14 protein-coding genes are annotated in these 15,935 nt (G+C 59.6%); 5 read left to right on the plus strand and 9 right to left on the minus strand.

Annotation, left to right across the window (positions count from 1 at the left end):
* Positions 1-4: 4 nt before the first annotated feature.
* The gene (locus tag ACR0D9_RS08770) at positions 5-1,336 is read right to left on the minus strand and encodes an NAD(P)/FAD-dependent oxidoreductase (protein ID WP_480487908.1); all 1,332 of its coding nucleotides are present in this window, start codon (positions 1,334-1,336) and stop codon (positions 5-7) included.
* A 152-nt stretch (positions 1,337-1,488) separates the two neighbouring features.
* On the opposite strand from ACR0D9_RS08770, the gene ACR0D9_RS08775 reads away from it, so the two are divergent.
* Positions 1,489-2,214: an SDR family NAD(P)-dependent oxidoreductase gene (locus ACR0D9_RS08775; protein WP_480538443.1), complete on the plus strand. Its 726-nt coding sequence runs from the start codon at positions 1,489-1,491 to the stop codon at positions 2,212-2,214.
* A gap of 3 nt (positions 2,215-2,217) precedes the next feature.
* Here the strand turns inward: ACR0D9_RS08775 and ACR0D9_RS08780 are convergent, their stop codons facing one another.
* Complete coding sequence (locus ACR0D9_RS08780) at positions 2,218-3,870, minus strand: DUF6504 family protein (protein ID WP_480482653.1); 1,653 nt, start codon at positions 3,868-3,870, stop codon at positions 2,218-2,220.
* A 66-nt stretch (positions 3,871-3,936) separates the two neighbouring features.
* The gene (locus ACR0D9_RS08785; RefSeq protein WP_480538445.1) at positions 3,937-4,227 is read right to left on the minus strand and encodes an I78 family peptidase inhibitor; all 291 of its coding nucleotides are present in this window, start codon (positions 4,225-4,227) and stop codon (positions 3,937-3,939) included.
* A 130-nt stretch (positions 4,228-4,357) separates the two neighbouring features.
* Here ACR0D9_RS08785 and ACR0D9_RS08790 point away from each other — a divergent pair, with 130 nt between their 5' ends.
* Positions 4,358-5,470 (plus strand): S-(hydroxymethyl)glutathione dehydrogenase/class III alcohol dehydrogenase, encoded by a 1,113-nt coding sequence (locus ACR0D9_RS08790; RefSeq protein WP_267364409.1) that lies wholly within the window; start codon positions 4,358-4,360, stop codon positions 5,468-5,470.
* A gap of 57 nt (positions 5,471-5,527) precedes the next feature.
* On the opposite strand, the gene ACR0D9_RS08795 is transcribed toward ACR0D9_RS08790, so the two are convergent.
* From ACR0D9_RS08795 to ACR0D9_RS08805, 3 genes are all read right to left on the minus strand, one after another.
* Positions 5,528-6,466, minus strand: coding sequence for a DMT family transporter (locus ACR0D9_RS08795; RefSeq protein ID WP_209505203.1), 939 nt, complete (start codon positions 6,464-6,466; stop codon positions 5,528-5,530).
* 153 nt (positions 6,467-6,619) lie between these two features.
* Positions 6,620-7,033 carry a group III truncated hemoglobin gene (locus ACR0D9_RS08800; RefSeq protein WP_480538448.1) on the minus strand — a complete coding sequence of 138 codons (414 nt, stop codon included), beginning with the start codon at positions 7,031-7,033 and terminating at the stop codon, positions 6,620-6,622.
* Between the two features lie 49 nt (positions 7,034-7,082).
* On the minus strand, positions 7,083-10,001 hold the full coding sequence (locus tag ACR0D9_RS08805; protein WP_480482661.1) for an error-prone DNA polymerase: 2,919 nt from the start codon (positions 9,999-10,001) through the stop codon (positions 7,083-7,085).
* 110 nt (positions 10,002-10,111) lie between these two features.
* On the opposite strand from ACR0D9_RS08805, the gene ACR0D9_RS08810 reads away from it, so the two are divergent.
* Positions 10,112-10,576: a DUF1203 domain-containing protein gene (locus ACR0D9_RS08810; RefSeq protein WP_480506580.1), complete on the plus strand. Its 465-nt coding sequence runs from the start codon at positions 10,112-10,114 to the stop codon at positions 10,574-10,576.
* Here the strand turns inward: ACR0D9_RS08810 and ACR0D9_RS08815 are convergent.
* The gene (locus ACR0D9_RS08815) at positions 10,573-11,565 is read right to left on the minus strand and encodes an ABC transporter ATP-binding protein (RefSeq protein WP_480538568.1); all 993 of its coding nucleotides are present in this window, start codon (positions 11,563-11,565) and stop codon (positions 10,573-10,575) included. The two genes, ACR0D9_RS08810 and ACR0D9_RS08815, sit on opposite strands and share 4 nt — an antisense overlap.
* An 87-nt stretch (positions 11,566-11,652) precedes the next feature.
* Between ACR0D9_RS08815 and ACR0D9_RS08820 the strand changes: the two genes are divergently transcribed.
* Positions 11,653-11,832 carry a zinc-finger domain-containing protein gene (locus ACR0D9_RS08820; protein WP_267364399.1) on the plus strand — a complete coding sequence of 60 codons (180 nt, stop codon included), beginning with the start codon at positions 11,653-11,655 and terminating at the stop codon, positions 11,830-11,832.
* Positions 11,833-11,958: 126 nt separating this feature from the next.
* Positions 11,959-14,760 (plus strand): DNA polymerase I, encoded by a 2,802-nt coding sequence (gene polA, locus ACR0D9_RS08825; RefSeq protein WP_480538450.1) that lies wholly within the window; start codon positions 11,959-11,961, stop codon positions 14,758-14,760.
* A 43-nt stretch (positions 14,761-14,803) separates the two neighbouring features.
* Here the strand turns inward: polA and ACR0D9_RS08830 are convergent, their stop codons facing one another.
* A complete protein-coding gene (locus ACR0D9_RS08830) occupies positions 14,804-15,034 on the minus strand; it encodes a DUF2798 domain-containing protein (RefSeq protein ID WP_480474477.1) in 231 nt (76 codons plus the stop codon).
* Between the two features lie 53 nt (positions 15,035-15,087).
* Positions 15,088-15,852: a hydroxypyruvate isomerase family protein gene (locus ACR0D9_RS08835; protein ID WP_480482667.1), complete on the minus strand. Its 765-nt coding sequence runs from the start codon at positions 15,850-15,852 to the stop codon at positions 15,088-15,090.
* Positions 15,853-15,935 lie beyond the last annotated feature (83 nt).

A 15,935-nucleotide genomic window follows, 5' to 3' on the forward strand; every position in this document is an offset into this window, starting at 1 on the left:
CCCGCTATTCGGCGGCAACAGAGATGGCCGGATTTTGTCCAAGAATGGCATATTCAGCTCCGATTGTTTGCGGGGCACCATTTATCCGCTCAACAACATGCATCGCGCTGGCGATCCCGTCTTCGTGAAATCCGTGCCGGTTATACGCACCGGCGAACCAGGTTCGGTTCTGTCCTTGTATCTCGCGAATATGCCCCTGTGCTTTCAGGGCGGCTTTGTCGAATACCGGGTGGGCAAATTCGACCTGATCATAGATTTTATCCGCTGGAATCTCTGTCGAGGCGTTCAGCGTCACAAAAAGCGGGTCGTTGTCCGGTATGTTCTGTAGTCGATTCATCCAATATGTAACGCCTACGTCTCCGGCCTGTGATCGATAGGTCCAGCTGGACCAGCATGCACGCCGCTTTGGCATCTGGCCAGGATCACAATGCAGGGTGGCGGTGTTGGGTTGGAACCGAATTGCGCCCAGTGCAGCGGTTTCCGCCGGGGTGGCATTCCCGCCCAAAATGGCAAGCGATTGGTCAGAGTGGGTAGCCAGGATGATCTCATCAAACTGATCCACCGCACCCTGACTGCGGACCGTAACACCTGTCTCACTCCGGGAAATGTTCTGAACCGGACTGGCCAAACGGATTGCCGCCCCTCGTGCCCGTAGGGCGGCATCGATCCTGCGGACATATTCGATACTGCCACCTTTAACTGTGTACCACTGGTGTTGATTTGCGCGGCCACTGGCCAGAAGGGCGTGATTTCGAAAGAACTGCACCAATGAGCGTGCAGGGAACTGATCCACCAGTTCAACCGGAGTTGACCAGATCGCCCCACACATTGGCATCAGATAGTTGTGGCGGAACCAGTGTCCCAGACGAAGCTGATCCACCAACTCACCAATCGTGGTGTCGTCATCTCTTGCAGCCTCCGGAGCCTTTTTGCCAAAGCGCAGAATGTCGGCAATCATCTTGTAATAGGCAGGGCGCGCAAGATTGCGCCTCTGCGCGGTCAGGGTGCGCAGATTGTTCAAACCATATTCGATACGACCATTGTCGATTGTCGCTCCAAAACTCATTTCGCTTTCGATCACGGGAACATTGAGCTCATCAAAAAGTCGGGTCAGAAAAGGATAGGTTGCGTAGTTGAAGACGATGAAACCAGTATCCACCGGTTGATCGCCGTTCTTCCCGGCCATGACTGTGCGGGCATGGCCACCTAAACGCGGTTCCGCCTCATAGAGGGTCACGTCATTGTTTTCTGAAAGGTAGTAGGCGGCTGAAAGGCCTGAAATACCTGCACCAACAACTGCGATTTTCTTCCGTACACCCTGGGTTTCGTCGAACATTCCAGCCTCGTTATGTGGTTCTTAGAATGAAATACGCGGGGTAGGTGCAGCTGGATCAATCCGGTTGGAAGTTTTGTCAGAAGCGCGATCGCATTTGATCCAACTACGTCACGGGCCCGTAGAATATGAAACATGACTGAATCGGCCCGCGCATGAGCAGCTTTGACGGAAAAACCTATTGGATCATCGGCGCAAGCGAAGGTTTGGGTCGTGCTTTGGCTAATGCGCTAAGCGACAGCGGCGCGCATTTGATCTTGTCGGCGCGTAATTCCGAACGTTTGGCTGACATCTGCTCCGAGCTTCCCAATGCCCGTGCGATCCGGTGCGATGTCACCGATTTAGACTCTGTTCGCGGGGCTGTGGCCGAGGCGGGTCTGGTCGATGGGCTGGTTTACAATGCCGGCGCGTATGACCCCGTGCGCTCGGCGGATTGGGATACAGAAGCGTCGCTCAGGATGGGTGATGTGAACTATCTGGGTGCTTTGCGTGTGTTGGGTGAAACCGTTCCGGACCTTGTCAAGGCAGGTCGGGGGGATATTACGCTGATCGGGTCGCTCGCGGGCTATCACGGGTTGCCAGCGGCCATCGGATATGGGGCCAGCAAGGCGGCACTGATTTCTCTGGCGGAAACGATGCGCCACGATCTGGCGGGCACCGGCGTGACCGTGCGGATCATTAATCCCGGCTTCATCAAGACCCGACTGACTGAGAAAAACAGCTTCAGGATGCCCATGCTGATGAGCCCCGAGGATGCGGCGGGTCGTGTGGTCAAGGCGATGTCGCGGCGCCGTTTCCGTACGGATTTTCCTGCACCATTCTCGTGGTTTATCCGTCTGATTGACTATCTGCCGGATCTGTTGGTGTACCGAGGGAAATAGACCCTAACCAAACTGCCCGTGACAGAACCAGCCTGCAGACATGGTTCCGCCATGGCCGTAAAACAGCCACAACCGCTCGCCCTGCTGTGTCACCACAACCCAGTAGTCCCGCACGCCGCTGCGCCAGTTCGGGTCATCCAGCCACCATTCCGGTGCGATCCGTTCCGGGCCGGTGGCCTGCGCCAGCTGCCAGTTACGCCCGCGCCAGCGAAAGGCGCTGGGCACGTCAGGGGTTTCCGGTGCCATCACCGGCTCAGGCTGCCACATCAGCAGGGGGCGGGGGCGTGGCGGCGCAGGCCAGTCGCGGGCAGGTTCCGACCATGCCGCCGCCAGCGTTTGCGCCGTTTTCTCAGGGATGTGCGAGGCCGCGGGATGGCGCCGGGTGATCGCCTCAAGCCCCACCCGCGCGCCCAGCTTGCCGATCAGATCATCCACGGCGGTGTTGCCCGCCAGCCGGTTGCGGGCCACACGGCGGGCTTCGGCATGGCCGGCCACGGTACGGGCGTGGATGGGTTCTGTCTGAACCGCCTCAAGCCGCAGCATGTCGATGCCGTAGCCTGCGTCGATCTTGTCAACTTTCATCTCTAACAAAGGGCGAATGCGGTATTTATCGTAAGTTGGGCGGGCCAGGCCGACCTCGATAACCTCAGCTGCCTGATCGGCGCGGTGCGCCTCCAGCCGCAGGGTGCGGGCACCGCGCCCCTTTTCTTCCAGCTTGGTGCAAAGCGTTGGCAGAACCCGATCAACCGCAGCCATGACATCCTCAACCAGACCAATCGGGTTGGGCAGGGTCATCCGCACCGCGAAATGGTGCGGCGGGCGGGCGGGCGAAACAGGCTCGGGCGCGCTGCCCATGGCCTGATCCAACCGCAGAACCAGCCCGCGTCCAAACCTCCGCGCAAGGCTGGCGCGGGGTTGACCCAGCAGATCGCCGATGCGGCGCAGGCCCAGACGGTTCAGCTGCACGACAACCTGATCTTCCAATCGCAGCGCGGCGATAGGCAGGGGGCTGAGTGCGCCATAAGATTGACCCGGCGGTGCGATCCGCGCGCCTCCGCCCAGGGCCCTCACTTGCGGCGCGGTGCCGCCTTTGGTCCAGTGCCGCCGTTTACCCGCCCGGGCGCGGGTGGCACGGGCCTCCTGACTGATGGCGTCGCCATTGCGGTCGGATGTGGCCGCCTGCCCCGCATAGCGCGCCAAAGCCCAGGCTGCGCCCAGCGTGTCGGCGATGCCAATCTGTACGCTGAGGCCCATATCCGCGCAATCGGTTTCAAGAACGTTCAGCAACGCCTCCTCTCCGCCAAACAGATGGGCGCAACCTGACAGATCGACGATCAGCCCGTCCGGGGCCTCTTCGGCCACCCATGGGCTGAACTTTCCCGCCCAGCGACGCAACGCGGCCAGGAACGCGGCTTCGGCCGGGGCGTTACGGTGCCGCGTGATCAGGTTGGCACACATGGCATGAGCATCCCGCACCGGCTGGCCGATACGCAGCCCGACAGCCTGCGCATCGGCATTCACTGAGGTAATAACCTGCATGTTCGACTGTTCGGCCACGATGGCCAAAGGCCCGGTATGCAACCCCCGCGCAGCGCGGATCAGCCGTTCAGCCCCCAGACGGGGGAACCATAGCGAAAGTATTCGGCGTTTGGGCATTTGCAGGCATCACAATGTTCTTACTTTGTTCTTAAGTGAGAATCGATGCCTGAGTCGAGTCCGCCCTTATCCGCAGGTCAGCCGCAGGATGATCCCGTCGCCATTCACGTACACGTTCAGCCGGTCGATGCGGTAATCCTGTGTGGCGATGCCATCCGGGCCCAGCACGCGCGACCGTGCGGGCAGGTTTGCCTGAATGTTCGAAACCGGCTGGCCAACGGTATCCGAAAAATCTTCGCCCTGACAAAAGGCCAGATCGACCGGGGCAGGTTCCGGTGGCAGCAAAGCGTCTTCGGGCGCGGGCGGGGTCTCAGCGCAGGCCGCCAGAAAGATCAGGATCGGGAAAAATCGATGCATTGGCGTTCCTCATTCTGGCAATGTCGTTTCTGCAATATCAATTAATTAGCCAACCTGCCATGAAAGCACGGTTGAAAACACCCTGTAATTGACGCAGGGTCGGGGCAAAAGTGACAGGGAGATAAGTAGCATGCGTACCCGTGCCGCCGTCGCCATTCAGGCAGGCAAACCTTTGGAAGTGATGGATGTAAACCTCGAAGGCCCCAAGGCGGGCGAGGTTCTGGTCGAGATCAAGGCCACCGGCATCTGTCATACCGACGAATTCACTCTGTCGGGTGCCGACCCCGAAGGCTTGTTTCCGGCCATTCTGGGCCATGAAGGCGCAGGCGTGGTGGTCGAGGTCGGCCCAGGAGTGACCAGCCTGAAGCCGGGCGATCATGTGATCCCGCTTTACACCCCCGAATGTCGCGAGTGTGAATACTGTCTGCACCCCAAGACCAACCTGTGTCAGGCGATCCGGGAAACACAGGGCAAGGGTCTGATGCCCGATGGCACCTCTCGTTTCTCGACCTTGGATGGCGATCCGATCCTGCATTACATGGGCTGCTCGACCTTCTCGAACCACACGGTTCTGCCTGAAATCGCGCTGGCCAAGGTGCGCGAGGATGCGCCGTTCGACAAGATCTGCTATATCGGCTGTGGTGTCACAACCGGTATCGGCGCGGTCATCAACACGGCCAAGGTGGAAATCGGCAGCCGTGCAATCGTGTTTGGTCTGGGCGGTATCGGCCTGAACGTCATTCAGGGCCTGCGTCTGGCCGGAGCAGACCAGATCGTCGGCGTCGACCTGAATCCCTCCAAGGTGGAAATGGCCACCAGGTTCGGCATGACCGACTTCGTGAACCCGTCAGAGGTTGAAGGCGATCTGGTGCCGTATCTCGTCAACCTGACCAAGGGCGGTGCGGATTATACGTTTGACGCCACAGGCAATGTCGGCGTGATGCGTGCAGCACTTGAATCGGCGCATAAGGGCTGGGGTGAGTCGATCATCATTGGCGTGGCACCTGCAGGGGCCGAAATTTCGACCCGGCCATTCCAGCTGGTCACCGGCCGTTCGTGGCGCGGTACCGCATTTGGTGGTGCGCGTGGGCGCACGGACGTGCCCAAGATCGTCGACTGGTACATGGAAGGCAAAATCGAGATCGACCCGATGATCACCCACACCATGGGTCTGGACGACATCAACCACGGCTTTGACCTGATGCATAAGGGCGAAAGTATCCGTTCGGTGGTGATTTACTAAGAGTAAACACCAAAGTTGTCGAAAACGGCGCGCTGATCGGCGCGCCGTTTTTTAGACCTACTTTCCAGGCCGTGTTGCCCCTGTGTCTGCCCGGGGTGAACGAACCCGCAGAACCGGGGTGTTGACCGAGGTGGTGTTGGCCCGGCTTTCTCGCCAAACAACATAGACACCGGATGCGATGATGATGCTGGCACCGACGGCGACCCAGATGTCAGGGCGCTCGTCGAAGAAGATCATGCCAAACAGCGTCGCCCAGATGATCTGGCTGTACTGGCTGGGGGCGACGACACCGGCGGGTGCGGCGCGGTAGGCCAGAATGATCAGGTGTTGCGCGATGACCGAGAACACCCCAACCAGCGCCATCATCGCCAGATGCAGCAGGGACGGCGGCTGATATACAGCCGGTTGGGCAAGGCTCATCACAACGATAGCCAGCAACATCGGATAGAGGATCAGCACGGCCGAGCGCTCCTCATTCCCGATCTTGCGCACCAGGACCGAGGCAAAGGCGCTGCAGAAGGCGGCCATCAGGGCGGCCATGTGGCCCAGTGTGATATCCGTTGCACCGGGGCGCAGAACGATCAGGACACCGATCAGGCCGACACCAACCGCAGCCCAGCGCTGAACGCGGACCACTTCACCCAGTATCGGGATCGACAGCACCGTGACGATCAGCGGGAATGAGAACAGCAGGGAATAGACCTCGGCCAGTGGCAGAACCGAAAACGCGTAAAACGCGCAGGACATAGCCGTTACCATCAGGCCCGAGCGCAGCAAAACCAGCCATGGATGATGCGGCAGAAAATTTCCCGTCGTGCGGTCGGCCAGGATCGTGACGGCCATTGGAACGAACGAAAACAGCGTGGCGAAAAAGATGATCTGCATCACTGAATAGGTGCCGCCCAGCACCTTGATCAGCGCGTCGTGGCTGGCAAAGACGGCAAATCCCAGAAATGCATAGCCAAGCCCCCGCAGGGTGTTGTTTTGAGCACTCATCAATCCGGCCTCGGCCTATGTTGGTATGGTGACGATACATCATAGCAGCGCAGGCAGGGTTCCCGGCTGTCCGTAGTGCTGCTTAACCCTATTCCGAGGGCGCGAATAGCCCTTATTTTATCGCTAACATCGCATGGCCGCCATGATCCGGGATCATCGCAGGATCGGCGGCGCGTCTTTGGGCTGTCGTGCGGATTGGACACCTGCCTTCATGCCGACACCGATGCGGCGGGCCAAGGCGACCCACGGTGTGGCCGTTTCCGCGGGCAGGGTCCGGGCGGCGACCTCCTCGAACAGATCCAGCCAATGGGCAAAGAATTCCGGTTTCACATCGGGCCGTTCGATATGGACCCGTTGCGGATTGCCGTCATAGCAGCGCTCATACAGGATGGCATTGCGCCAGAAGGCGGCGATCTTGTCTTCATGCGCGGACCAGTCGGTGACGTGGTTTGCGAATACGGGTCCAAGAACCGCGTCTTGCCGGACACGGGCATAAAAGGCGCGAACTTGCGCGTTGATCTGCTCGGGCGTCGCGGGAAAGCGCGGGGGAAGGATGGGTCTGGTCATGACGGCCTGAATTTCGCCTCTGTTTTTTGGCAGATAGGGTGTTCCGGGGTTACGGAACAGAGGTGGTTTTGTCGCGCCCATCCGGTGTCAGCAGATGCCGCAGCAGGGCCACCGGGTGCGCCCGCAGGCTGAGGCGGGTGGCGACGTAATCTTCGACCACCTGTTCGCCCAGCGTCATTTGCGGCAGATAAGCCTCGGGTTCGTCCAGCGCCTCGCCCTCCAGATCTTGCGAAAACAGGGGCAGAGGCTTGGCTGTGGCAATTGCCTTGGCCTGCCACAGCGCCTCGCGCCGGGTCAGGTCGCAGGCGGCGAAGGCATCAGCCTCGGCCAGCCGTTCGATCACCGACGGCCCAAGGCCTGCGCGGCGCCAGACATCGTCGACCTGGGTGTAGCCGTTGCCGCGCGCGGCGGTCAGCCAGCTGGCGTCTTCCTCGCTCAGGCCCTTGATCTGGCGAAAGCCCAGCCGCAGCGCTAGCCCGCCATGACCATCAGGCTCCATCACATTGTCCCAAAAGCTGGCATTGATGCAGACCGGGCGCACCTGCACCCCATGCTCGCGCGCATCCCGTACAATCTGGGCCGGCGCGTAGAACCCCATCGGCTGCGAGTTCAGCAGGGCGCAGGCGAAGATGCCCGGATGGTGGCATTTGATCCATGCCGAGGCATAGACCAGCAGCGCAAAACTGGCCGCGTGGCTTTCGGGGAAACCGTACGAGCCGAAGCCTTCGATCTGGGAAAAGCAACGTTCCGCGAAATCCTGTTCATACCCGTTGCGCTTCATCCCGCGCAAAAAGAGCGCGCGGAACTCGCTGACATTGCCATGTTTCTTGAAGGTCGCCAGCGAGCGGCGCAGCCGATCGGCCTGTTCCGGGGTGAAGCCCGCGCCGACAATGGCGATCTGCATTGCCTGTTCCTGAAACAGCGGTACGCCCAGCGTTTTGCCCAGCACCTCGCCCAGCGCGTCCGAGGGGAAGCTGACCTCCTCCTCTCCGTTCCGGCGGCGGATATAGGGGTGGACCATGTCGCCCTGAATGGGGCCGGGGCGGATGATGGCAACCTCGATCACCAGATCATAGAAATTACGCGGCCGCATCCGCGGCAGGAAGTTCATCTGTGCACGTGATTCCACCTGAAACACGCCGATGCTGTCCGCCTTGCAGAGCATGTCATAGACTGCCGGATCCTCGGGTGGCAGGGTGGCAAGGGTATAGCTGGTCTGGTGGTGCTGGCCGATCAGGTCAAACGCCTTGCGGATGCAGGTGAGCATCCCGAGGCTGAGGACATCGACCTTGAGGATGCCAAGACTGTCGATATCGTCCTTGTCCCAGCAGATGACCGTGCGACCCTCCATCGTGGCGTTTTCGATGGGGACAAGCTCATCCAGCCGACCCTCGGTGATGATGAATCCTCCCACATGCTGCGAGAGGTGGCGGGGAAAGCCGTCGATCTCATAAACCAGCATTAGAGTCTGTTTCAGGCGCCGATCTTCGGGGTCGAGGCCAATTTCGCGCATCCGTTGCGCCTCAAGCCCCGAGGCCGAGAAAAAACCCCAAAGCTGTGAGGAAAGCGCCGAGATTGTATCTTCGGTCAGGCCCATGGCGCGTCCAACCTCGCGGATGGCGCGTTTGCCGCGATAATGCACGACAGTGGCGCAGAGGCCCGCGCGTTCGCGGCCATAGCGGTCATAGATGTGCTGGATCACCTCTTCGCGGCGTTCATGTTCGAAATCGACGTCTATGTCTGGCGGTTCATCGCGCGCCTCGGAGACGAAGCGTTCAAACACCATGGTGCCCATCTCGGGGCTGACCTCGGTGATGCCGAGGCAAAAGCAAACGACCGAGTTGGCAGCCGATCCGCGCCCCTGGCAGAGGATGCTGCGCGAACGGGCGAAATGGACGATATCGCGGACGGTCAGGAAGTAGGGTTCGTATTTCAGCTTGCCAATCAGCGTCAGCTCATGCGCCAGCATTTTTTTCGCCTTTTCGGGCGCCCCGGCGGGATAACGCCATTTCAACCCCTCATGCGCCAGACGGTGCAGGCGCTGGGTCGGGGTTTCTTGTGTGCTGCCCTCGTTGGGGTATTCATAACGCAGCTCGTCCAGCGAGAACGTGAGTTGTTCGCTGAGCGCATAAGCGCGGGCAACGGCCCCCTCATGACCTTTGAAGATGCGTAGCATCTCGGCCTCGGAGCGCAGGCGCTGTTCACCATTGGCCAAAGCGTCCCGACCCAATGCATCCACTTTGCGACGCAGGCGGATGGCAGTCAGCACATCGCCCAGTTTGCGGCGGGTGCCGTGGTGCATCATCGGTGTCGCGCTGGCGAGCGTTAGGATGCCAAGCTGTTTTGCTTCAGTCTCTAATAAAGAGAAAAATGCGCTATCGGCGCCATCATACCGGGGGTGCATCAACAGATGCATCCGCCCGGCAAAGCGGCGCGTCAGCTGCTGCGCCTGTGTCCGCCACGCGCCCGTGCCGCCCGGAGAGCCCGCCGCCTGTGGCCACAGCAGCAGGTGGAGGCCATCGGAAAATTCGAGCAGGTCAGACAGGTGCAGGATGCAGTCGCCTTTCTCGGCGCGCAGGCGGCCTTTGGAGAGGATGCGACACAGGTTGGCCCAGCCCTGCCGGTTCAGGGGCAGAGCGGTGACCGTGGGCGCATCGGTGAAGATCAGCCGCGCCGCCGGGATCAGGCGGGGAACCGCGTGGATGGGATAGGAGGGCGGCCTGGGGATGTGATCGGGGCAGGGTGGACCGATTGAGGTATTCTGTGCCTCCCACGCCAGCCGTTCGCGGACCTTGCGGGCGATCTCGCGCGCCTGAGTATGGGCGCGGACGATCCCGGCGACCGAGTTGTCATCGGCAATCGCAATGGCGGGTAGGCCCAGGGTGACGGCACGCTCCATATACTCCTCGGGGTGCGACGCCCCGGTGAGGAAGGTAAAATTCGACGTGATCGACAGCTCGGCATACATGGCGATTCCACATTATATTCACGTTTTGTTCTTTTTCGAGTCCTTTGCGCAGGAAACGGGTCGATTGGGTCCGGTCGCACGGGCATGGTCAGCAAAAAAGGAGATCCGAGATGTTCAAAATCACCGCTTTGCCCACCAACGATGTACGCGCCCTTCAGGCAGGTGGCGCGGATGCATATGGTTCAACGCCGGAACGCGCTGTTTCGACGGGTGCAGGTAACCCGTGCCGCCACTGCCTGCGACATATCCCCGAGGGCGATGAGATGCTGATATTGGCACATCGACCTTTTTCAAAGACACATCCCTATGCGGAAACCGGCCCGATCTTTTTGTGTGCAACACCATGTGACCGGTACGAGGAAGACGCGCTGCCCGAAATTCTGTCCACCTCGCCCGACTATCTGATCAAGGGCTACGGTACGGATGACAGGATCGTCTATGGCACCGGGGCGATCACGCCGACGGATCAGATCGGCGCAAAAGTCAGGGATATCTTTTCCCGATCCGACGTTGCCTATATTCACGTGCGATCTGCGCGGAATAACTGCTATCAGGCGCGAATAGACCGGGCTTAAAGCTTGACGCGGTGGATGCCCCGGCGTGGCTGATCCTGATCATCCGCCGGATGATCTTCGGTACGGGACGAGGTCAGGGCAAGGAATACGTCCTCAAGATCGGCCTCTTCGGTGCGGACGTCGCGGATGCGGATATTCGCGGCGCGTACCGATTCCAGAACCTGTTCGGCGCTGGTCTGGATGTTTCGGTATTGCAGGACAAGGCTGCCATCATTGCGGAGAGCTGCCTCGACGCCTTCTGACGCAGGCAGATCAATGATCGGGCTGTCGGGCACAATCACCATGGTGCGGCTGTCCATGCGGCCCAGCAGGTTGGCGGTGCTGTCCTGCGCGACCTTTTCACCGTGGTTGATAATGGCGATCTCGTCGCACATCTCCTGCGCTTCTTCCAGGTAGTGGGTGGTCAGGATGATGGTCATGCCCTGTTCGTTCAGCTTGCGCACATTGGCCCAGAGCATCTGGCGCAGTTCGATATCCACTCCCGCTGTGGGTTCATCAAGCACAAGGATTTTCGGGTGATGCACCAGTGCCTTGGCCAGCAGCAACCGCCGCCGCATACCGCCCGAAAGAGTGCGGGCATAGGCCTCGGCCTTGTCGCTGAGACCGACCAATTCCAGAATCTGATCACTGCGCCGTTGGGATTTCGGAACGCCATAGAGACCGGCCTGAACCTCAAGCGCGCCGCGCGGGGTGAAAAACGGGTCGAGGTTGAGCTCTTGTGGCATTACACCAATGGCCGATCGCGACTGGCGTGGATTCTGATCCTGGTCGAAGCCCCAGATCGCCACGCGACCCGCCGATTTTACCACCAGACCAGCCAGAATATTGATCAGGGTCGATTTTCCGGCACCATTCGGGCCCAGCAGACCAAAAACCGAGCCGCGCGGGACGGTCAGGTCAATGCCTTTCAGCGCATGCTTTTCGGGCTGACCCTTGCCTCCGCGATAGGTTTTGCGCAGCCCTTCGATCCTGATTGCCGCGTCGCACATGTGGCACTTGCCCCCGGTTTGATCATCGCTCATAAACGCACCTAATACATGCCCGCGTGGCCGACAACCGAAGAAGGATCGCCAGCCGTGACCATCGAAGCGCCGGAAACCAAGATCGTCGAAACCGCCCGTGTTGCCTGTGATGGCGGCGAAGGTGCGTTGGGCCATCCGCGCGTGTGGCTGCAAATTCCAGAAGACGCAGGCTGGGTTGAATGCCCCTATTGCGACTGCAAATATGTTCTGGCCGGGCATCAGACTGACGCCTGAGCCTGTGTTGCCCTGTCTGGGCATTGAGTATTTATGAAAAGATGAAGTTTGCGGCTGCGGTGCGGGTGGCTCTATCGTTGCGCCCGTGGCATTAGTGTTTTCGCAAACGATCAGAGAGGGCGCGAAATGACCACGAATTTCGGAAAAGGGTGTCACCTGCATCTGATCGACGGATCGGCCTTTATTTTCCGGGCCTATCATGCGCTGCCGCCACTGACCCGCAAGTCGGATGGGTTGCCGATTGGGGCTGTTTCGGGCTTTTGCAACATGCTGCAGAAATATGTCGAGGGAAACACCGGGGCAGATGCGCCGACCCATGTGGCAGTGATCTTTGATAAAGGTTCTCATACTTTCCGGAACGATCTTTACGACCTCTACAAGGCCAACCGCGAGGCGATGCCCGAGGATTTGCGCCCACAGATGCCGCTGACCCGCGAGGCGACAAAAGCGTTCAACATCGCCTGCAAGGAGATGGAGGGTTATGAGGCTGACGACATTATTGCGACCCTCGCCGTTCAGGCGCGGGATGCAGGTGGCCGTGTGACCATCGTGAGTTCCGACAAGGATTTGATGCAGCTGGTCGGGGACGGCGTCGAAATGCTGGATGCGATGAAGAACAAACGCATTGACCGGGATGGCGTGGTCGAGAAGTTCGGGGTCGGACCGGAACGTGTGGTCGATGTTCAGGCGTTGGCCGGTGACAGCGTCGACAATGTTCCGGGGGCACCGGGAATCGGGGTCAAGACGGCGGCTTTGCTGATCAACGAATTCGGCGATCTGGAGACCCTGCTGGACCGGGCAGATGAGATCAAGCAGCCTAAACGCCGCCAGACCCTGATCGAAATGCGAGACCAGATCGAGCTTTCGAAGAAACTGGTTCAACTGGACGAGAATACACCGCTGGATTTCACCTTGGACGACCTTGAGGTGAAGGACCCCGATGCGGACACGCTGTTGGCGTTTCTGGCTGAGATGGAGTTCCGCACCCTCACCAAGCGTATCGCTGACAAGCTGGGGGTTGAGGCTCCGGTGATTGCCGACGCCCCTGCGCCAGCGGTGGAAGCGGTCGAGGCCGAGGTGATCCCGTTTGACAGCTCGAAATACGAATGCGTGCGTGATGCAGCGGCCCTGCAAAAGTGGATTGACCAGGCCTATGAGCGTGGTTGGGTTGCTGTGGACACAGAGACCACGGGCCTGAACGAGATGATTGCCGGTCTGGTGGGTATTTCGCTGTGTGTCGAGGCCGGAGAAGCCTGTTACATCCCGTTGACCCACCGCGATGGATCAGCGGATGATCTGTTTGGCTCGGATGCTTTGGCAGAAGGGCAGATGCAATTGGATGAGGCCCTGAGGCTTTTGAAACCGATGCTCGAGGACCTGTCGGTCCTCAAGATCGGGCAGAACATGAAATATGATGCCAAGATCTTCAGGCGGTATGGCATCGACGTGGTACCCATCGACGATACGATGCTGATGTCCTACGCCATGCATGGCGGTGAGCATGGGCATGGGATGGACACCTTGTCCGAGCGTTATCTGGGCCACACACCAATCCCGATCAAACCGCTGCTGGGGTCGGGAAAATCGGCAATTACCTTCGACAAGGTCGCGATTGACGAGGCCACGGCTTATGCCGCCGAAGATGCGGACATCACCTTGCGTTTGTGGCAGCTGTTCAAGCCGCAGTTGCACCGGGCGCAGGTGACCACGGTCTATGAGACGCTGGAACGGCCGCTTGTGCCGGTGCTGGCCGAGATGGAGATGCATGGCATCAAGGTCGACCGTGATGTCCTGAGCCGGATGTCCAACGCATTTGCCCAGAAAATGGCCGGGTTAGAGGCTGAAATTCACGAGCTGGCCGGAGGAAGCTTTAATGTCGGGTCGCCTGCTCAGCTGGGCGAAATCCTGTTCGACAAAATGGGTCTGGAAGGTGGCAAGAAAGGCAAGACCGGCAAATACTCGACCGGCGCTGATATTCTGGAAGACCTCGCAACCGAGCATGAACTGCCGCGCCGTGTTCTGGACTGGCGGCAGCTGAGCAAGCTGAAATCGACCTATACCGACGCGCTGCAGACCCATATCAACCCCGACACAGGTCGGGTGCATACGTCTTATTCGATCACCGGAGCAAATACAGGGCGTCTGGCCTCGACCGATCCGAACCTGCAAAACATTCCGGTGCGGACAGAAGAAGGGCGGCGTATTCGTGAGGCTTTCATCGCCGAGCCGGGCAATGTGTTGGTAAGCCTCGACTACAGCCAGATCGAGTTGCGGATTCTGGCCCATATCGCCGATATTTCGGCTCTGAAACAGGCATTTTCGGACGGTTTGGATATTCACGCCATGACCGCGTCCGAGATGTTTGATGTGCCGTTGGATGAGATGACGCCTGAAATCCGCCGTCAGGCAAAGGCAATCAATTTCGGTGTGATCTACGGCATCTCGGGCTTTGGTCTGGCCCGAAACCTGCGCATTCCGCGGGCCGAGGCGCAGGGCTTTATTGATCGTTATTTCGAACGTTTCCCAGGCATTCGCCGTTATATGGACGACACAGTCGAATTCGCGAAAGAGCACGGCTATGTGCAAACCCTGTTCGGGCGCAAGATTCACACGCCCGAGATCAATGCCAAAGGGCCACATGCCGGGTTCTCGCGCCGCGCAGCGATCAATGCGCCAATTCAAGGTACGGCGGCGGATGTGATCCGGCGCGCGATGGTGCGAATGCCCGATGCGATCAACGGGTTGCCTGCCAGGATGCTGTTGCAGGTTCACGACGAGTTGCTGTTCGAAGTGGCCGAAGATGCAGTGGATCAGGTGATCGACGTGGCCCGAGACGTGATGGAGGGCGCTTCGGATCCTGCGGTCAAACTGGATGTGAAGCTGGTCGTGGATGCCGGGAAGGGTGCAAACTGGGCTGAGGCGCACTAGCGGCGTTGTTCATCAGTCCTCGGCGGGCTGTCCTTGCAGCGGGTCAGCCCTGCGGCCTGACCATACGGTTCACCATTCGTTGCACGGACGGGCCAAACAGCAGGATTACGGTGAAGGCAATGGGCCAGCAAAATGCCCAGGACGCCATCCAGTCGCCAACTGTGCCGGGGTTAAACCCGATTGCTTTGACCGTCGCGATCCCCGTTACAATCAAGGACATGAGGCCGGACATGATCAGGCTGAAAACGGCACGGGCATAGCGGGCTGGTATCAAGGCAGGCATCCTAATGGTCGCAATGCCCTTGATGTGCGGTATCTGAATGAAAATTACCAGTGCAAGTCCCGCATCCAGTCGAGTGTGTCGCAGGTGCGTTGAGTTGAGGGTGTGTATTCCGCGCTGATCCAGCCGCTATAACCTGCCGCGTCCATGGCCGAGAACAAGGCCTTGAAATCCGTTGGTCCGCGACCCGGTTCCGTGCGATCCGGGGCTGCGCCAACTTGGGCATGGACCACCTGCGGATGAAAGCGGTCCCAGACAGCCAGCGCGTCGCCATGGATCATATGGGCGTGAAAGCTGTCATATTGCAGGCCGACATTCGGGCGATCCACCTGGTTGAGCACCTCTGCTGCCAGATCGTAATCGTTCAAAAAATATCCGGGCTGTGAAACCGGGTTGAGCGGCTCGATGGTGAATTGTTGCTGTGGGGCGAAATCGGCGGCCCATTGCAGATTTTGCACAAAACAACTCAATGCATCCGGCCCGGTAGCGTATCCGGACATGATGTGGATCAGGCCGGGGCGTAGCACCCTTGCATATCGCAGGACACGGCGAATGTCCGACTGGAACCGCGATTGACCATCGGGGATTGCTGCGTAACCCGGCGCACCGCCGGTGTAGTTGGGCGGTGGTGCGTTGATCAGCACAAGCTCCAACCCGTTGGCAAGCAAGGCGCGGCGGGTTTCCGTCGCGGCGATGTCGTAAGGAAACAAGACCTCGACCGCTGTGAACCCGGCATCTGACGCAGCCTGAAACCGCTCCAGGTAAGGCATTTCGGTAAATAGCAGTGAAAGGTTGGCAGCAAATCTGGGCATGAGCGGTCAGTGGTTGTGTTGATCCGACCATAACCAAGGGATGATTTTCGGGGAAGGGATCGAAAACGACAGATTGTCGAAAA

It is taken from the genome of Ruegeria sp. AK11 (genome assembly GCF_056541095.1).